The organism is Streptomyces sp. NPDC111520 (assembly GCF_055635295.1).
Genome location: NZ_JBVKBW010000011.1, coordinates 314,512 through 332,679 on the forward strand (window position 1 = coordinate 314,512; position 18,168 = coordinate 332,679).

Here is an 18,168-nt window from a genome sequence, read left to right on the forward strand (position 1 = left end):
CGACTTAAGTACACCGATCGGTTTACTTAAGCGCAACCGTAGCAGCCGTTTCCGGTGAAGTAAAACGATCGGTATCCTCGACGCATGAGCGACGCACCCTCCCCCGTACGCCGGCGCAGTGGCCGAGGCGCCCGGGAGCGGATCCTCAAGGCGGCGACGGAGCTGTTCATCGCCCAGGGGGTCAACGCGACCGGGATGGACCAGCTGGCCACCGTCGCCAACGTGTCGAAGCGCACCCTGTACACGCACTTCGCGAGCAAGGACGACCTCGTCCAGGCCTACCTGAGCGCACTCGAGGACGGCCTGCTCCCCCCCGAGGTGGTCCCCGGGGAGCCCTGCCCGGACCCGCGGGGGCAGCTCCTGGCGATCTTCGACTGGCGCCCGCGGACGACGGACGGCCCGCTGCGCGGCTGCCCCTTCCTGAACGCCGCCGTCGAGGTCCCGGACCCCGGCCACCCGGTCCACGTGCTGGTGGCCGCCTACAAGACCGAGTTCGCCCGCAGGCTGTCCGCCCTCGCGCGGCAGGCCGGTGCCCGCGACCCCGAGGAACTCGGCGAGCGGCTCGCCCTGCTGTACGACGGCGCCGTCTCGCGCAGCACCGCGCTGAACGCGAGCGGCCCGGGCGCCCACGCCCGCGCCATCGCCACCGTGCTGGTGGACGCCGCGATCGACTGAGCGCCCGGGCGCACCGCCGCCCCCGGCACCCGGGGCCCCGGGAACTCAGGCGCTCAGCGCAGCCGCGTCTGCGCCCTTCGGCGGTCCGACAGCACCTCGCGGGCCGCCCGCGTCCCCGAGGCCAGCGCGCCCTGGAGCGACCCGGTCGCCCGGTGGTCGCCGCACACATGGCGCCCCGGGGCGAAGCGGGTCGTGCGGCTCATCGGATGGGGCGCCGGCATCGCGGGCAGGGCCTCGCGCACGGTGCAGCGGTGCAACGACTCCCAGGCGGCGGCGTCCGTGCCGTACGCGTCCGACAGCGCGGCGGTCAGGGCCGGTTCGTCGGCGGGCCCCGGCGCGCCGAGCACCGAGGTCGCCACCAGGGCGCGGCCGTCCGGGGAGAGTCCGGGCTGCACCTCGGTGAGGACCACGGTGTTGAGGAAGCGGCGACGTTCGTCCACCATCAGCGTCGGCTCGGCGAGCGGCGACCCGTCGGCGGCGTGGTAGTAGGTCGTCACGGTCCGGGTGGCCGGGGTCGTGAGGCCGGGCAGCAGGCGTGCGGCCGCTCCCGGTCCGGTGGCCACCACCACGACGGGCGCGGCGAGGTCCGTGCCGTCCTCCAGCAGCACCCCGTCGCCGGTCAGTTCGCGCACCGGGGCCTCGGTGCGGACCGTGCCGGCGGGCAGTCGCCCGGCGAGCTGCGCGGGCACGGCGCCGATCCCCTCGGCGGGCAGCGCGAGGGTGCCGCGCAGCATGCTGCGCCAGACGAAGTGGAAGAAGCGGCTGGAGGTCTCCAGTTCGTCCTCCAGGAAGACCCCGGACAGGAACGGCCGGAACAGGGTCTCCACCAGTTCGGGCGAGATGCCCGCGGCGGCCAGCGCGGTGAGCGTCGTGGTGTCGGCGCCCGCGCGCAGCCTGCCCGCGGGCAGCACCATGTCACGGGCGCTCAGGACGCCCAGCGCCGCCAGGTCGCGCCCCGACGCGAGCCGGCCGGGCAGCAGGTCGGCGGTCGCGTACGGCGGGCGGGTCGGGTCGGCGAAGCGCAGCCGGCCGCGGGCGGTGTGCACCAGGACGCCGGGGGTGAACGGCCGCAGCCGCAGCGCCTCCAGCTCCAGACGGCGCTTCACCTGGGGGTAGGAGGTGTTGAAGACCTGGAAGCCGCGGTCGAGGAGGAAGCCGCGGTGCCGGTCGGTGCGCATCCGCCCGCCGACGCCGTCCGAGGCCTCCAGCACCCGTACCGTCAGGCCCGCCACGACGAGGTCCGCCGCGCAGGCCAGCCCGGCGGCGCCCGCCCCGACCACGATCACGTCACAGCGGCCACCGCGTTCCTGCTGCATGGATCCGGTGCCCTTTCCTCCGCATACACCCCGATACGGGCCGGCCTTCCGTACGCTACGCGGGTGCCCGGGGCCGCCCCCTGCAACACACCGCCGAACGGGGCGCCGTCCGCGCGCCGATGAGTCCTCGTCGCTCCGGGGGTCCTTCCCTGTGACGGCAGACGAGGGAAGGTGGAGGCGATGGAGCCGCGGCTGCGCGAGGTCCTGCAGGCGTTCGTGGACGACGGGTCGGTGCCCGGGGCGGTGGGCCTGGTCGCGCGCGGCGACCGGGTGGAGGTGGCGGCCGTGGGGACACTGGGCGTCGCGGACCCGGCCCCCATGGCCAGGGACTCCCTCTTCCGCATCGCGTCGATCACCAAACCGGTCGTCGCCGCGGCGGTCATGATGCTCGTAGACGACGGGCTCGTCGCCCTGTCGGACCCCGTCGCCGCCTGGCTGCCCGAGCTGGCCGGGCCCGTGGTCGTCCGCACCCCGGCGAGCGCGCTCGACGACGTGGTGCCGGCGGCGGCGCCGATCACCGTCCTCGACCTGCTGACCTCGCGCGCCGGTTACGGATTCCCCGCGGACTTCTCCCTGCCCGCGCTCGCCCCGCTGTTCGGCGAGCTGCTGCAGGGGCCGCCCCGGCCGCAGCAGGTCATGGCGCCGGACGCCTGGATGGCGACGCTGGGCGGGATCCCCCTGCTGCGTCAGCCGGGCGAGGCCTGGCTCTACAACACGTGCTCCGACATCCAGGGCGTCCTGGTCGCGCGGGTGTCCGGCCGTCCGCTGCCCGAGTTCCTGGCGGAGCGGATCTTCGGACCGCTGGGCATGACCGACACCGGCTTCTCCGTGCCGCCCTCCGGCATCGGCCGCCTCGCCGGCTACTACCGTCCGGATCCGCCGGGAGGTCTCGAGCTGGTGGACGCCCCCGGCGGGCAGTGGAGCAGCCCTCCGGCGTTCCCGTCCGGCGCGAGCGGCCTGGTGTCCACCGTCGACGACTGGTACGCCTTCGGCAGGATGCTGCTGGCGGGCGGCACCGCGGGCGGCCGGCGGCTGCTGTCGGAGGAGTCCGTGCGCCTGATGACGACCGACCACCTGCCGCCGGAGGAGCGCGGCGCGAACGAGCTCTTCCTGGAGGGCCAGGGCTGGGGGTTCGGCGGGTCCGTGGACGTCGTGCCCCTCGCCCCGTGGAACGTGACGGGACGCTACGGCTGGATCGGCGGGACCGGCACCGCGGCGCACATCGTCCCGGCCACGGACACCGTGACGGTGCTCCTCACCCAGGTCGAGCTGACCGGCCCGGCGGCCCCGGCGACGATGCGCGCGTTCTGGGCCCACGCTGCCGGGGCCTGAGCCCCGCGCGGTCACCCGCCCCCGGGTTCCGCCGAGAGGAAGACCGGGGTGACCGAGAGGGGGACGCCGACGGTGTCCCCGGCCCGGCGCAGCGGCACGGGGGCGCCGAAGGCGTCGGTCGCGTGCCGTTCGAGCTCGGCCCCGGGGGCTGACCCGGCGTCGCACGACTCCGCCGCGAAGAGCCCCTGATGAAAGGGCGTCAGCAGGGCACACGTACTCCAGACCGAACTCTCGCAAAGGAGCGCGACATGCCTCTGCACTTCCGCAAGTCGTTCCGGATCCTGCCCGGCGTCCGCCTGAACATCAACAAGCGCTCGCTGTCCATCACCACCGGCAGCAAGGGCGTCCACCACACGGTCAACACCCGCGGTGAGCGCACCGAGTCCGTCGACCTCCCGGGGCCGTTCTCCTGGCGGCGCACGCGCAAGGGGCACTGACGCCGGCACCGGGGCCGACACCGGCCCCCGGCGTCACTCGAGGATCCAGCCCGCCATCCAGCGTTCCCGCACGGCCGGCCACTCCGCGGCGACCAGGGAGTAGTAGACGGTGTCACGCCACGACCCGTCGACGCGGCGGCAGTGCCGGCGCAGCACGCCCTCGCGGATGCCGCCGATGCGGGAGACCGCGTCCTGGGTCGGCAGGTCCAGGTCGTCCAGGCGCCACTGGACGCGCCCGAAGCCCAGGTCCTCGAAGGCGTAGTAGACCAGCATGAAGTGGGTCTCCAGGTGCACCGGGCTGCCCCACAGGGCCGGATCCAGCCAGCTCCAGCCGATGTCCACGCGCTCGTCGACGACCGAGACGTCGATGTACGCGGCCCATCCCGACGGGCGCTCCGTGGCGTGCGGGACGACCGCGAACACCACGGACTCCCCCGCCGCCGCCTGCGCGAGCCGCTGTTCCACCAGCGACGCCATCTCGCCCGGTGAACCCGGTGGTGTCGTCGACAGCCAGCGCCACATGCCCTCGTCGGCGCGCGCGGCGGCGAACAACGCGGGTACGTGCAGCGGCGACAGCGGGACCAGCCGCGCGTACCGGCCGTCGATGGTGACCGGAGCAGGGAAGCGGAGTGCCATGCCCGCACGCTAATCCGGCGGGCACGCCACCGCACCGACTCGCGGGATTCCCGCCCACGCGCCCCACGCGCACCGTCACCCCCGGGTGGCAGGATGACGCCGGTGGGTGTCCGCCGCGCGGGCGGCACGGGAAGGGCCGGCATGCGGGACGACGAGGCGCGGATCCGGGCGCTGGTGGAACGCTGGGCGGAGGCGGTGCACCGCGGCGACCTGGACGCCGTGGTCGCGGACCACGCCGAGGACATCGTGATGTTCGACGTCCCGCCTCCCCACGACGGCGTCCGGGGCCTGGCCTCGTACCGGGAGGTGTGGCCGCCGTTCTTCGCGTGGCAGGCCGGCGGCGCCGCGTTCGAGCTCGTGTCCCTGGAGGTCACCGCCGGCGACGACGTGGCGTTCGCCCACGCCCTGCTCCGCTGCGGAACCGCGGAGGACTTCGCCGCGGACCCCGGACTCCGGCTGCGGCTCACGCTCGGGCTGCGCAAGCACGAGGGACGCTGGCTGGTGGCCCACGAGCACCACTCCTTCGCCGTCGCCGGCTGATCGGCCGCGCAGGGTGGTAGCCCCGGCGGAGTGATCCAGGACGCGCCCTGATCCCGCGTGGCGCGCGCCGCGTCCGGCGACGCGAGACGCCGCGTCGCCGCGCCGCCGCGCCGAAGGTCACGGCCGGCCGGCGGCGTCGGCCCCGGAACCGGGGTCGGATGCGTTCTCCCGTGCGGGACGGGCCGGCGGCGACGACGGGACCGGCCGCCCGTTCTCCTTCGGGCGCCGGACGATCAGTGCCGGGGTCACCGCGGCGACGACGAGGCCGATCACGGCGCTGACGAGGAACAGTTCGCGGATGCCGTGGACGGCGGCAGCGCTGAACGCGGCCTGGACGGTGTCGCGTGCCGCTGCGGGGGCGCCGGCGAGGACGGAGCCGGCCTGTCCTGAAGCCACGGCGGTGGCCAGCGCTCCCGGATCGGGCAGCGTCGTACCGTTCAGCGAGGAACGCACACCCGCGGCGAAGACGCTGCCGAGCAGGGCGATGCCGAAGGCGGCGCCGAGTTGGCGGGCGGTGTTGACCGCGCCGGCGGCCATTCCGCCGCGCTGGGCCGGGACCGCCGCCATGCCGGTGGAGTTGAGGGTGGGGGCGATCAGCCCGACACCGAGGCCGACGACGAGGTAGCCGGGCAGCAACGCGGCAGCGCCGGTGGCCCGGCCGAGGACGAACCACGTGGCCAGGTTCCCGACGCCGATCAGGGCCAGGCCGACGGCGATGGTGGGCCCGGCGTGCCAGCGGTGCAGGACCCGCCCCACGGCCAGCGAGACCACGAACGCCGCGGCGGACATCGGCAACCCGACCAGGCCGGCGGAGACCGGCGAGAGCCCGGCCACCGACTGCAGCCAGATCGAGGTGTAGGTGAAGGAGACGAAGGCGGCCGCGCTCAGCGAGAACGAGACCAGCAGCACCCCGGCGAACACCCGGTTGCGCAGCAGACGCAGATCCAGCAGCGGGACGCGGGCCCGGCTTTCGGCCCGGGCGAACAGCGCGAGCATCACGGCGCCGGCCACGATCGGCACCCAGCTGCGGGGGCTGAACCAGCCGGCCTCGTTGGCCTCGATGAGACCGAAGGTGATCGCGGCCGCGGACGCGGTGAAGGTGGCCAGGCCGGTCAGGTCGAGGTGCCGCTTCTCGGGGGCGTGGGTGTCCTCGACCGCGACCGCGCACAACGCGATCGCCAGCACGCACACCGGCAGGTTCACGAGGAATATCGCATGCCAGGTCAGGGCCTGGGTGAGCGGGCCCCCCAGCAGCGGCCCGGCAGCGGACGCCGCCCCGGCCACGGCGGCCCAGACGCCGTACGCGTGGCCGCGGTCGCGGCCGGTGTAGTTGCTGTTCAGCAGCGCGAACGTGGTCGCGAACATCGCCGCCGCGCCGACGCCCTGCACGACCCGTGCCACGACCAGACCGGTCGCCGACGGCGCGAACGCACACGCCAGCGACGCCGCCGCGAACACCCCCAGCCCCAGCACGTACAGCGACCGGTGCCCGCGCCGGTCCGCCAACGCCCCCGCGCCCAGCAGCAACGCCGCCAGCGCCAGCGCGTAACCGTCGATCACCCACTGCAGCGAACCGAACGACGTGTCCAGGTCCTCCGCCATCGACGGAAGCGCCACGTTCACGATCGTCACGTCCACCAGCAACATGAAGGTGCCGAGACACACGGTGAGCAGGGGCAGCCATTTACGCATGAAGGTCTCCTCGAATCGGTGCCCCGACGCTACCGAGGCCCCGTCGACATCCCTCACGCTTTTGCCGCACGGCGTATGATCGCCCATATGATCAGCGCCAAAGAGACGAGAAACCTCACGGTTGATCACGTCGATCGCAGAATCATCCACGCCCTGCAGATCGCGCCGCGCGCGGCCTTCGGCCGGATCGCCGCGGCGGTGGAGGTGTCCGAGCCGACGGTGGCACGCCGTTACCACCGCCTCGTCCGGGCGGGTCTCGTGCGGGTCATCGGGGTGGTCAACCCCCGGCCGTTGGGGCAGGCGACGTGGATGGTGCGCCTGCGCTGCAAGCCGCACGGCACCGCGGCGCTGGCCCGTTCGCTCGCCGACCGGGAGGACGTGTCCTGGGTCACGACCAGCGCCGACGGGGCCGAGGTGACCTTCGCCGTCCGGTCGCTCTCGGCGGAGACGCGTGAGGACCTCCTGATCCAGCGCCTTCCGCGCAGCACTCCGGTACTGGCCATCGACGCGGCGGTGGAACTCCACCAGTACCTCGGAGGCGCGGCGCGCTACCGGTCGATGTTCGCCGACGCCCTCGGCGGGACCGCCGGTGCCCGGCTCCGCGCCGAGGACGCCCCCGACCCGGCGCCGCCCTTCCACGGCGGAGCGGTCGCGCTCGAGGACCACGACCGCGCGATCATCGCCGTGCTGGCCAGGGACGGGCGCGCGAGTTACACCGACCTCGCGGCGGCGGCCGGCATCACCGAGGGCCGGGCCGCGCGGGCCTTCGAGCTGCTGACGCAAGCCCGTGTCGTGGCCATCGACGTCGACCTCGCCGTGGCCGCGCTGGGCTACACGTCGCGGGCCGGGCTGTGGCTCAGCGTCGCGCCGTCACGGCTGGAGGCGGCCGGCCGGGCGATCGCCGCGATGCCCGAGGTCACGTACGTCGGGGCGATGTCGGGTCGGCAGAACCTGTTCGCGGCGGTGATGTGCCGCTCCCTCGACGAGCTCTACCTGTTCCTCACCCAGGGCATCGCCCGGATCGAGGGTGTGCAGAGCAGCCAGCTCACCCCGGTGGTGACGTCGGTGAAGCAGTCCGGGTCGCTGATGGACGAGGACCGCTTCGCGGTCGAGTCGCCGTCGCCGCGACGGTGACCCTGTGGCCGGGCCGCCTCCGCGCGGTGGCGGCCGGTCCCGTGACGATGCCGCGCGCACCGCCGGGAGCCGCGGGGCGGGCCCTCCGCCCCGTGGCGGGCCTCGCCCTCCACGTGCCCTCGCGGTCGTCGCGCCGCGCGCGGTCCGCGGTGGCGGGCGCGGAGCGGCGGCGCGATAACGTGCGCGCATGACAGACGACTTCGACGTGCGGCGGGAGCTGGCCGCGGGCATGACGGACCCGGCCCGGGCCCTGCGGTTCGTGCGCGGCTTCGCCGGCCACTGGCTCGCGCCGTTGCGGGACGGCGACGGGTGCGGTGAGCCGGAACTGGCCGCCGCCGAGGAGCGCCTGGGCTTCGCCCTCCCCGCCGTGCTCCGCGACGCCTACCGGCTCTTCGGCCGGCGCCCGGACCTGACCAGCAACCACGACAGGCTGCTCACGCCGGCGGAACTGCACGTGGACCCCCGCGAGGAGGCGCTGGTCTTCCGGTACGAGAACCAGGGCGCCGCGTCGTGGGGCGTCCTCCTCACCGACCTGCACAGGGCCGATCCGCCGGTCGTCATGAAGCCGGACCTCGCGGACACGTCGGCCGAGCGGTGGTCGGGGTGGCTGGACCGCTTCTCGTGGGCCTGCGTCGAGATCGTGCTGTCGGAGTCGCTGCACGGGCCGTCCGGGCTCGGCGACTTCCGCGACGACCTCGACGAGGCCGAATTCGAGTCCCTGGGCGGCCGGTTCACCCCGCTGCCGTTCCCCGCCTACCCGGCCGGTGAGGACCCGGGCACGCGCTGGTTCGCCGGGACCGACGTCATACTCCGCGAGGACGACCGCGCCTTCCTGTGGGCACGGGCCCGCACCGGGGAGGCGCTCGACCGGGTGCGCGACGACCTGCCCGGCAGCTGGTTCCACGACCCCCGCTGACGCCGGCCCCCGGCGCGCGGCTCAGCCCAGGGGGACGTCCTCCTGACGGAGGGCGGCCAGCGCGGGACCGTACATACGGGTCTTGATCGTGCCGAGGGTGGGACCCGCCTTCCCCGCCAGGGGACGGGCGAGGGCGACGGCCGCCGCGCGGACCTCGTCCTCGCCCGCCGTACGGTCGACGATGCGCTCCGCCAGCGCGTCGGAACCGCCGTAGCGGCGCGCGGTGGTCATGGCCTCGTGGGCCGTCTGCGGGTGCAGGCGGGCCTGGATGAGGGCCGACATGCCCGGCGTGAACGGGATGTGGATGTCCGCCTCCGGCAGGCACCAGAAGCCCCGGTCGGCACGCATCACGCGCAGGTCGTGGGCCAGGGAGAGCATCGCGCCCGCGGCGAAGGTGTGGCCCTGCAGCGCGGCGACGGTGGCCACCGGCAGGGTCAGGAAGCGGGCGAGCAGCGCCTGCACGCCGGTGACGTACGCGCCGGCCCCGTCGCTGTGGGCGGACAGCCACTCCAGGTCGAGTCCGTTGGACCAGAACTTGCCGGTGGCCGCGGTGACCAGGGCGCGCGGCCCCTCCGCCTTCTCCACCTCGTCGAGGAGCGCGTCGAGGGACGCGATCCAGTCGGGGTGGAAGCGGTTCTCGGTGTCCCCGAGGTCGAGGATGAAGACGTCGTCCTGGCGGTCGAGCGTGGGCATGGCTGCTCCGTGGGTTGGTGGGCGGCCCGGGGACGTACCTACCGGTCGGTAACCGGTCGCCATGCTACAAGCAACGCCGCCCCGTGTCCCCCCTCCGCGCGCGCCGGGGCGTTGTTCGCCGCCGCGCCACATCCAGGTCATCTCCAGGTCGCGTCCGCCTGTGACGGTCGGAGAAGTTGGCTATACAACTTTGCCCCGAGGAGTGACCGTGTCCGCCCTGCCCAGCTTCCCCGTCGGTGACCTGCCGGCGATGTGGCTCCGTGACAACTGCCCCTGCGCCGAGTGCCGCGACCCGCGGTCCGGCCAGAAGCTGTTCCAGATCAGTTCCCTGCCCGACGGGCTGCGGGTGGGCTCGGCGGCCGACGCCGCCGGGGACGGGGAACCCGTCGTGGCGGTGGTCTGGGAACCCGACGGGCACCGCTCGTCGTACCCGCTGGCGTGGCTGCAGGCCGTCCGGCCCGGCCGGACCGGGCACGGGGACCTGCGCAGCGAGGCCGGGAAGGAGCTGTGGACCGCGCGCGAGGTCGCCGGACGCCTGCCCGAGGCCGGCTGGGAGGAGTACGCGGGCGACCCGGGCGTGCGGGCCCGGATGCTGGAGTCCGTGCTGCGGCTCGGGTTCATGTTGCTGCGCGGTGTGCCCGGGCGCGAGGGCCAGGTGCTCGAAGTGGCGGAGACCTTCGGGTACGTCCGCGAGACCAACTACGGCAAGCTCTTCGACGTACGCGTCGAGCCGGACCCCAACAACCTGGCCTTCACCTCGGCCGCCATCACGCCGCACACCGACAACCCGTACCGGGACCCGGTTCCGACGCTCCAGTTGCTGCACTGCCTGGTCAACGACGCGGCCGGCGGCGACTCCGGCCTCGTCGACGGCTTCGCCGCGGCCGCGCTGCTGCGCCGCGAGGACCCGGAGGCCTTCGACGTGCTCACCCGTACGCCCGTCCCGTTCGTCTTCCGCGACGCGGGCACCGGGCTGCGCGCCGACCGCCCGCTGATCGGCACCGACCCGCTGGGCCGCGTGCGGGAGGTGCGGTTCAACAACCGCTCGATCGGCACGCTGCGGATGGCCGCCGACGAGCTGGAGGCGTTCTACACGGCCTACCGCACCTTCGCCGAGCTGCTGCTCCGCCCCGAGCTGCAGCTGGACCTGCGCCTGACGCCAGGCGACTGCCTGGTCTTCGACAACACCCGGCTGCTGCACGCCCGCACGGCCTTCGCCCAGGACGGGGCGCGCCACCTGCAGGGCTGCTACGCCGACCTGGACGGGCTGGCGAGCACCCTGGCCGTCCTGCGCCGTGCGGACACCCTGGACCCGCTCGCCGAGCTGTTCGCGGGCGCGGTGTCCGCGGAGTACCTCGGCGAACCCGTCACCATGGCCCAGCACATGCTGCAGGCGGGCGCCCTGGCCGAGGCCGCCGGCGCCCCGCCGCACCTGGTGGCCGCCGCGCTGCTGCACGACCTCGGGCACGTGCGGGGCGACGTCGTCACCGGCCACGACCTGATGAGCGGCAGCGACAACCGGCACAGCCACACCGGCGCCGACCTGCTGGGCCGCTGGTTCGGCCCCGAGGTCACCGAGCCGGTGCGGCTGCACGTGGCCGCCAAGCGCTACCTCTGCGCGGTCGAACCGGGCTACCACGACCGGTTGTCCGAGGCGTCGAAGTACACCCTGGCGGTCCAGGGCGGCGTGATGACGCCCCGTCAGGCGGCGGAGTTCGCCGGGCTGCCGGGCGCGGCCGACGCGGTCGCCGTCCGCCGCTGGGACGAGGAGGCGAAGGACCCGGACGCCGTCACGCCCCCGTTCGAGCACTTCCTCCCGCTGCTCGCCTCGCTGCTGCGCGGCTAGGTCGTGTCGTCAAACGAGCTCCCCCAGCTACCGCTGGGAGGTGCCCCCACCGCCCGAAGGGCGGGCTCAGCGGCTCCCCCGGCTTGCGCCGGGAGGTGCCCCCAGGTGCGGTGCATCGCAAGGCGGGGAGTCGTCCTCGTAGTGGGCTACTCGGACGATTCGACAACGCAGCGTGGGGGCACCTCACAGCGGAGCTGGGGGAGCGTCGCTGGGTGGGGGCACCCCCGGCCGAAGGTTGGGGGAGGGCATGTGACGACACGGCCTGTTCCGCCGGGTGCCGGCGCCCCCTCGCGATCCCCCTCGTGTCCGCGCGACGAGGGCGCCGGCGCACCGGGCGAACGCCGCCCGCCGCCGCGGCCCGCGCCCCCGAACCGCCCGCGGCGGCGGGCGGCTTGGCGGGGGCATGACCGCGACACGCGCCGACGGTTCCGGCACCCCGCCCGCGGCCGGGCCGGCGGCCCCGTGCGGCTTTCCCGCAGTTCCGCGGCGCCCGGCTGCGGGTTCCCCGCACAGTCGGGACGCCCCGTACACCGGCCGTCCAGGACGGTTATCGTGGCAGCAGCGGTCGCTCGGGCGTGCCCCCTGCGAAGCGACTCCACTCGGGGACCGGAATTCCTGTGATCCGGCTCCCCTCGAGGGAGGGCATCGTGATCGAGTCCTTTCACACCGACGTCGTCCCGCCCGACGAGAGGGCGGAATTCTGGACGGAGACGGTCCGGAGTTCCTTCACCCAGCTCGAGGTCAGCTGTCACCGAAGTGTCGCCCTGCACGGTTCCCTCCGGCGCACCTCCGTCGGCGCGATACGCGTGGGGCACGTCGAGGCGAGCGCCCAACGCATGGCCCGGACACCGGAGATGGCCACCGCCGATGGCGTCGGCGCACTCATCGTGAGCCTTCAAGGGGCGGGCAGCAGCGTCGCGGTCCAGGACGGACGGGAAATGCTCCTCACCGCGGGACAGCTGCTCCTGCTCGACACCCGGCGGCCCTTCGTCCGTGACTTCCCGGGAGGCGTGTTCCAGAACGCCGCGGTCGTCCCCCTCGAACTCCTCGACCTTCCCGACGCGATCCTGCTGGACGTCACGGGCCGGACCTACCCTCCCGAGCACTACGTCGCGGCGATCCTCGCCGCGTACGTGAACCGGCTCGCGACCGCGGCTGCGGCCGGCAGTTGCGTGACCGGGCCGAAACGGTTCCTGCAGCGCGGCCTGGTCGACGTGCTGACCGCACTGGCCACCGGGGAGACCCGGCGCGACCCGCAGGCGCCGGGCTCCGGGGCGACGCTGAGACTCCGCGTCCGCGAGTACATCCGGGCGCACGCGGACGAGCCAGGACTGACCCCCGCCACCGTCGCGGCCGCGCACCACATCTCCGTGCGGTACCTGCACAAGCTGTTCCAGGACGAGGACCGGACCGTCGGCCGCTTGATCCAGCACCTGCGGCTGGAGGCCTGCCGGAACGACCTCGAGCGTCCCGACCTGGCCGGCCTGACGGTCGAGGCGATCGCGCACCGGCGGGGGTTCGGCAGCCACGCCCACTTCAGCCGTGCCTTCCGCGCCGCGTACGGCATGTCCCCGGTCGAGTGGCGCGGCAGGGCGGCCGGCCCGGGCCGACCCGGGGGACCCTGACGAGCGACGGCTTCACCCCGGGCCCGGGGGCGACCGGTCCGGGCGTGCGGGGCGTGCCGGGCTCATGTCGCCCGACTGGTCCTGACCGGCCGGCTGGCGGGGGATCGCGCCGCCGCCCTCCTCCTGCCTGCGGGCCAGCGCGATCATCGCGAGGTCGTCCGCGGGGAGGACACCGCAGTGGGCCACGACGTCGTCGAGGATGTCCCCCAGGATCCCGTAGAGCCGGCCCTCCCCGCCGGCGAAGCGCCCCTTCGACATCCAGGTGAGGGCGTGCTCCAGCAGCGGGAAGCAGACCCCTGCGCAGTCGCGGGCCTCGATGAGGCCGTCGGTGTACAGCAGGAGCGTGTCGTGCGGGCCGAACAGGAAGGTGCATTCGTGCGCCTCGGCATCGCACAGCGGGCCGAGCCCGAGCGGCGGGCAGGGGACGCCCGGCAGGAGCCGCACGTCGTCGGGCCGGACCCGGACGGGCGGCGGATGGCCGTAGTTGACCATCCGGGCGACGGTGTCACCGTCCGGCACCTCCACCATCAGCACCGTCACGAAGCGTTCGTCGGTCTCCGAGGCCGCGCCGTCGCCGGTGTCGGCCAGGTGGCGCAGGTAGCTCTCCTCGAGCCGCAGGGACAGCTCGGTCAGCGAGGCCGCCCGCGGGGCCCATTCACGGAAGGCCCCGAGGACGGCGGCGACGTCCAGGAACGAGGACAGTCCCCTGCCGCGCACGTCCCCGATGATGAGCCGGGTCGCCCCCGCGGTGCGCGCGACGGCGTACAGGTCGCCGCCGACCAGCTCCCTGCCCCCGCACGGACGGTAGACGGAGGCGAGCAGCAGGCCGCCCATGCGCGCGGGCAGCGGCCGCAGCAGGACACCGCGCACCACCTCGGACGCCTCACGGGCGGCCTTCGCACGCCGGTGGTCCCGCCACTGGAGCCAGCCGTGCGCCAGCGCGACGACCGACGCGGTGACCGGGAACACCAGCCGCACCCTGGGGCACGACAGGACGACGGCGCAGACCGTCGCCACCCCTATCAGGGCCCCCGCACCTACCGCGTGCCACACCAGTGCCGCGTCCTGCGACCTCTCCTCGAACTGCTTCGGGCCGCTCATTCCCTGCCTCCCGTCCTGCGCGCGTGGCGCGGGGCCGGCCCGGCCGACGCGTACACGCACGGTCCGGACGTGGTGGTCAGCACGACCGTAGGGGCGGGGGGACGGCGGATCTTGACACCCAGCGCATGGCACCTTGACCGATCACGCACTGTGGCCGCGCCGGTGCCGCGTCGTACGCCGGTGCCGCGTCGTGCGTCAGCCGAAGTGGATGTCGCTGAGGTCGATCGCCACCATGACCTGGTCGCGGAGGGGGTGGCCGCCGGCGTCGCGGCGGTAGGCCCGGCGCCTGGTGGGCACGACGATGCCGTCCGCTTCCACGGTGTCGTACACGTACTGCGCGGTGGCGAGACCGCCCGCCACGTCGACGTGGTAGTCGTGCCTGCGCAGCAGGTGGTCGGGGCCGAAGTAGAAGTCCTGGTGGGTGCTGTGGCCGGCGATCCAGGGAGGGAAGGCGGCGCGCAGGCCGTGCCAGAGCTCGTCCCCCTCACGCCACGGCTCGATCCCGGTCACGGTGAAGCCGGGCATGGTCAGCAGGAACGGCGTGGTCAGGTAGGTCCACATCGCGTAGCCGTTGAAGTAGGCGCGGTCCAGCGGGTCCCAGGGGGTGTCGAGGGTGTGGCCGGCGAAGGACGACCGCGGGTCGTCGCGCACGGCCACCGTCCGCCCGTCGAGCGTCTCGATGCTCACCCGCCGCGGCGTGAAGTCGGTCCGCCGGTCGGGGGCGCCGAAGGGTGTGACGGAGGCACGCTGCTCGTGGAGCAGTACGGTCATCTCGCGTGGCTCGGGATCCTGCGGCAGGCCTTTGGCCGCGAACAGGAGTCCTCCGCTGACCAGGGTGGCCCGCACCCGGGTCAGCGCACTCCAGCGCGCGCTTCCGCCATGTGCCTCGACGGCCGCGCCGAGCAGTTCGTCCACGTGGATCCCTGTCCTTCCCGGCGGTGGGCCCGGCCCGCGGCGCCGGCCCCGCTCAGGCACTGTTGCGGCCGATGCCCGCCCCGCCGCCGACGCGGGGCCCTACCGTACGGAGGTGTCCCCGGCCCGCCAGGGGCCCAGGTCCGGGAGGGCGATCTCGGCCCAGATGGTCTTCCCGTCGGGGCGCTGCCTGGTGCCCCAGCGCTCGGCGAGCCGCGCCACGATGAACAGCCCCCGGCCGCCCTCGTCGAGCATCCGGGCCCGGCGCAGGTGCGGTGCGGTGTTGCTGGCGTCCGACACCTCGCAGATCAGCGTGTCCTCGCGGATGAGCCGCAGTTGGACCGGGCCCGAGCCGTAGCGGATGGCGTTGGTGACCAGCTCGCTGATGACCAGCTCCGTGGTGAACGCCAGCTCGCCCAGGTCCCAGCCCTCCAGCCGGGACGCGGCGAGGTCGCGGGCGCGGGCGACCTCGGCGAGGTCCTCGGTGAGGTTCCACGAGGCGGCGTGCGTGCCGTCGAGCTCCATGGTGCGGGCGATGACGAGGGCGACGTCGTCCCGCGACCCCTCTGCCGCCACCGTGTGCAGGACGTGGTCGCACATGTCCTCGAGCGAGGAGAGCGGCTCGGACAGGGCCTTGCGGAGGGCTCCGAGGCCTTCGTCGATGCTGTGTCCCGGGGATTCGACGAGGCCGTCGGTGTAGAGGGCGAGCCGCGTGCCCGCCGGCAGTTCCAGTTCGGCCGTCTCGAAGGGCAGCCCGCCCACGCCCAGCGGCGGACCGGCGGGGACGTCGAGGTACTCGACGTCCGATCCGGGGCGTATGACGGCGGGCGGCGGGTGGCCGGCCCTGGCCGCCGTGCACCGGCGCGACAGCGGGTCGTAGATCATGTACAGGCAGGTCGCCACGATCTCGCCGGCGGCCGGTCCCGTACCGCGGCTGGCGTCCCTGGCGTCGCCGGCGACGTGGTGGCGGGTGACGACGTCATCGAGGTGGGTGAGGAGTTCGTCGGGCGGCAGGTCGATGTCGGCCAGTGTGCGTACGGCGGCGCGCAGCCGCCCCATCGTCGCCGAGGCGTGGACGCCGTGGCCGACCACGTCGCCGACCACCAGGGCGACCCGGGCGCCGGAGAGCGGGATGACGTCGTACCAGTCGCCGCCCACGCCCGCGAACAGCCCCGCGGGCAGGTAGCGCGTGGCCGCCTCCACCGCCGGTTGCCTCGGTGCGGACGGTGGGAGGAGGCTCCGCTGCAGCGCGAGGGAGGTGTTGCGTTCACGGGTGTAGCGGCGGGCGTTGTCGACGCACACCGCGGCCCTGGCCCCGATCTCCTGGGCCAGGAGCAGGTCGTCGGCGTCGAAAGGGTCCCGGCCCGGGGAACGCGAGAACAGCGCGGCGCCGAGGGTCACCCCGCGCGCGCGCAGGGGGATCGCCAGCGCCGAGTACGCTCCGCCCGTGCCCGTGCCCGTGCCCGTGCCCGCGGCGCCGGGCACGGGGGCTCCATCGGTGACCTCCAGCAGCTTCGGCGTGCCGGTGAAGAGCCCGGGGGTGGCTTCCGCCGCCTCTCGGTAGACGACGCTCCCGCCCGGCCGGACGCCTCCGGGAGCCGGCGCCGCCCCCGCCTCGGCGGTACGGCGCAGGGTGAGGTCGCCCGAACCGGGCCGCAGGACGGGTTCGTCGCCGTTCAGGACGCTGTCGAAGAGGTCCACGGTGGCGTGGTCGGCGAAGCGGCGCGCGGCGACCTCGGCCAGTTCCTCGGTGGTCCGCGCCGCGTCGAGGGTGCTCCCGACGCGGCTGCTGGCCTCGCTCAGGAGCGCGAGCCGCTCGCGGGCGATCACCAGCCGCCGGAAGCGGTTCTCGCCCGCGACACGGATGCTGCAGACGGCCCAGCTGACGCCCAGGGCCAGGGCCAGGGCCGTGATGATCGTGATCTGGTTGGCCCGCCCCATGTCCCGGAGCAGGACCCCGTAGAGCCCGACGGCGGCGGCCAGGTTAAACACTCCGACTATCACGGTCTCCCGCACCGGCAGCAGGGCACTGGCCACGACCGGGATGAGGACGGCGTACTCCGCTATGCCCATGACGTGCACGTCGGCGGCCGCCAGCGCCAGCCGCACGACCGAGATCAGCACGACGCTGAGGAGCAGGAGGACGAAGCTCTTGCTGAGTCGGACCTGACGCACGCGGTGCACCTCCCAGAACCGGGAGCGGGGCTCACGACGGCCTCCGCCCGCGGTTCCCTGACAGGCGGGGACTCGCCCCTGGGTGAATTGTCCCATCAGGGGGTGCCGCGTAGCACGACGGCTCCGTTTCGTCCGCACGGCCGCCCCCCACCGGCGCGCCTGTCACGCGCCGGTGGGGGGCGGTTGCCCGCGGGGGGCGTCCGCGGGGCACCGGGGACCGCCGCCGTGCGGAGGGTCAGACCCGGTCGGCCGCGATGAGCAGGTACTGGAAGCTGCCGTTGCGGTAGGCGTCGAGGAACGTGTCCTCGATGCCGGTGACCAGGTGGTCCGCCTGCTTGCGCAGCTCCCAGTACGGGATCGCGGCCTCGGTCAGGTCCTCGACGTGGACCGGTACCAGACGGTGCCGCGCCATCGCCCGGAAGTACGCGGAGCGCGGGTGGATGTCGCAGATGTAGTGCGCGTTGATCAGCGACACCTCGCGCGAGGCCCGGCCGTAGGTGTCGTTGTAGCAGCCGGTGACGGTCACGTACCGGCCCCCGCGGCGCAGCAGGCGGGCGTGCTCGGCGAACAGCAGGTCCAGCTCGACGTACATGGTGGACTCGTTGTTCCAGGACGCCGCGTAGGCGCCGGTCCCGAAGCCCGTGTCGAGCATGTTGCGGTGGTGGTAGCGGACCTTGTCCTCGATGCCCCGGGCCCGGGCCTGGTCGTTGGCGAAGGCGGCCTGCTTGGCCGAGAGGGTGACCCCGTCGGCGTGGCAGCCGTAGCGCAGGTGCGCGACGACGCTGCCGCCGCCCCGTCCGCAGCCGGCGTCGAAGACCCGGTCGTCCGGGGAGAGGTCCCCCAGGTTGGAGGCGAGCAGTTCGGCCTGGGCGTGCTCCAGGCGGTGCAGTTCGGCGGTCAGGCGCTTGCGCCGCCGGTCGGGATCGGGTTCGTCGAGCACCGAGGTGTCGGCCTCACCGATGCCGTAGTGGTGGTGGTAGAGGTCGTCGATCCTTCCCAGTTCGAGGTTGACCGGGTTCTCCTCGGCGTTCCAGTAGTCCGCGATCCGGCTCTGGTAGGTGGACTGGGCCGGGACCGGAAGGACCGCGGGCCGGGCGGCAGGGGCGTTGGTCAACTGTTGCTCCTCGTGGTGCATGGG

General features: G+C 74.1%; 16 protein-coding genes. 8 read left to right on the top strand and 8 right to left on the bottom strand.

The genetic code is table 11. From position 1 onward, the window contains the following. Positions 1-84 precede the first annotated feature (84 nt). Positions 85-675 carry a TetR/AcrR family transcriptional regulator gene (locus ACZ7MY_RS26875; protein WP_499605546.1) on the top strand — a complete coding sequence of 197 codons (591 nt, stop codon included), beginning with the start codon at positions 85-87 and terminating at the stop codon, positions 673-675. 53 nt (positions 676-728) lie between these two features. Here ACZ7MY_RS26875 and ACZ7MY_RS26880 read toward each other — a convergent pair whose 3' ends face one another. Then, complete coding sequence (locus ACZ7MY_RS26880; protein ID WP_499605548.1) at positions 729-1,991, bottom strand: NAD(P)/FAD-dependent oxidoreductase; 1,263 nt, start codon at positions 1,989-1,991, stop codon at positions 729-731. Positions 1,992-2,171: 180 nt separating this feature from the next. Between ACZ7MY_RS26880 and ACZ7MY_RS26885 the strand changes: the two genes are divergently transcribed. Together ACZ7MY_RS26885 and ACZ7MY_RS26890 are read left to right on the top strand one after the other, a co-directional pair. Continuing rightward, positions 2,172-3,323, top strand: coding sequence for a serine hydrolase domain-containing protein (locus ACZ7MY_RS26885; RefSeq protein WP_499605550.1), 1,152 nt, complete (start codon positions 2,172-2,174; stop codon positions 3,321-3,323). Positions 3,324-3,571: 248 nt separating this feature from the next. Further along, entirely contained in the window at positions 3,572-3,760 is a 189-nt protein-coding gene (locus tag ACZ7MY_RS26890; RefSeq protein WP_499605552.1) for a DUF4236 domain-containing protein, read from the top strand. A 33-nt stretch (positions 3,761-3,793) separates the two neighbouring features. Here ACZ7MY_RS26890 and ACZ7MY_RS26895 read toward each other — a convergent pair whose 3' ends face one another. After that, complete coding sequence (locus tag ACZ7MY_RS26895; RefSeq protein WP_499605554.1) at positions 3,794-4,396, bottom strand: GNAT family N-acetyltransferase; 603 nt, start codon at positions 4,394-4,396, stop codon at positions 3,794-3,796. Positions 4,397-4,537: 141 nt separating this feature from the next. On the opposite strand from ACZ7MY_RS26895, the gene ACZ7MY_RS26900 reads away from it, so the two are divergent. Further along, a complete protein-coding gene (locus ACZ7MY_RS26900; RefSeq protein WP_499605556.1) occupies positions 4,538-4,936 on the top strand; it encodes a YybH family protein in 399 nt (132 codons plus the stop codon). A gap of 117 nt (positions 4,937-5,053) precedes the next feature. Here the strand turns inward: ACZ7MY_RS26900 and ACZ7MY_RS26905 are convergent, their stop codons facing one another. Further along, positions 5,054-6,628: an MFS transporter gene (locus tag ACZ7MY_RS26905; RefSeq protein WP_499605558.1), complete on the bottom strand. Its 1,575-nt coding sequence runs from the start codon at positions 6,626-6,628 to the stop codon at positions 5,054-5,056. An 87-nt stretch (positions 6,629-6,715) separates the two neighbouring features. Here ACZ7MY_RS26905 and ACZ7MY_RS26910 point away from each other — a divergent pair, with 87 nt between their 5' ends. Continuing rightward, positions 6,716-7,762 carry an Lrp/AsnC family transcriptional regulator gene (locus tag ACZ7MY_RS26910; RefSeq protein ID WP_499605560.1) on the top strand — a complete coding sequence of 349 codons (1,047 nt, stop codon included), beginning with the start codon at positions 6,716-6,718 and terminating at the stop codon, positions 7,760-7,762. 187 nt (positions 7,763-7,949) lie between these two features. Beyond that, positions 7,950-8,678: an SMI1/KNR4 family protein gene (locus ACZ7MY_RS26915; protein ID WP_499605562.1), complete on the top strand. Its 729-nt coding sequence runs from the start codon at positions 7,950-7,952 to the stop codon at positions 8,676-8,678. Positions 8,679-8,699: 21 nt separating this feature from the next. On the opposite strand, the gene ACZ7MY_RS26920 is transcribed toward ACZ7MY_RS26915, so the two are convergent. Continuing rightward, positions 8,700-9,371, bottom strand: a complete 672-nt coding sequence (locus tag ACZ7MY_RS26920; protein WP_499605563.1) for an enoyl-CoA hydratase-related protein — start codon at positions 9,369-9,371, stop codon at positions 8,700-8,702. A 208-nt stretch (positions 9,372-9,579) separates the two neighbouring features. Here ACZ7MY_RS26920 and tmpA point away from each other — a divergent pair, with 208 nt between their 5' ends. Together tmpA and ACZ7MY_RS26930 are read left to right on the top strand one after the other, a co-directional pair. Then, positions 9,580-11,217, top strand: coding sequence for a 2-trimethylaminoethylphosphonate dioxygenase (gene tmpA, locus ACZ7MY_RS26925; protein ID WP_499605565.1), 1,638 nt, complete (start codon positions 9,580-9,582; stop codon positions 11,215-11,217). Positions 11,218-11,864: 647 nt separating this feature from the next. After that, positions 11,865-12,842: a helix-turn-helix domain-containing protein gene (locus ACZ7MY_RS26930; RefSeq protein WP_499605567.1), complete on the top strand. Its 978-nt coding sequence runs from the start codon at positions 11,865-11,867 to the stop codon at positions 12,840-12,842. 12 nt (positions 12,843-12,854) lie between these two features. Here the strand turns inward: ACZ7MY_RS26930 and ACZ7MY_RS26935 are convergent, their stop codons facing one another. The 4 genes from ACZ7MY_RS26935 to ACZ7MY_RS26950 form a co-directional block, all read right to left on the bottom strand. Next, entirely contained in the window at positions 12,855-13,943 is a 1,089-nt protein-coding gene (locus tag ACZ7MY_RS26935) for a PP2C family protein-serine/threonine phosphatase (protein WP_499605569.1), read from the bottom strand. A 195-nt stretch (positions 13,944-14,138) separates the two neighbouring features. Beyond that, positions 14,139-14,858 (bottom strand): hypothetical protein, encoded by a 720-nt coding sequence (locus ACZ7MY_RS26940; RefSeq protein WP_499605570.1) that lies wholly within the window; start codon positions 14,856-14,858, stop codon positions 14,139-14,141. 99 nt (positions 14,859-14,957) lie between these two features. Next, positions 14,958-17,030, bottom strand: a complete 2,073-nt coding sequence (locus ACZ7MY_RS26945; protein ID WP_499605572.1) for an ATP-binding SpoIIE family protein phosphatase — start codon at positions 17,028-17,030, stop codon at positions 14,958-14,960. A gap of 235 nt (positions 17,031-17,265) precedes the next feature. Further along, positions 17,266-18,165, bottom strand: a complete 900-nt coding sequence (locus ACZ7MY_RS26950; RefSeq protein WP_499605574.1) for a geranyl diphosphate 2-C-methyltransferase — start codon at positions 18,163-18,165, stop codon at positions 17,266-17,268. Between the last annotated feature and the right edge of the window lie 3 nt (positions 18,166-18,168).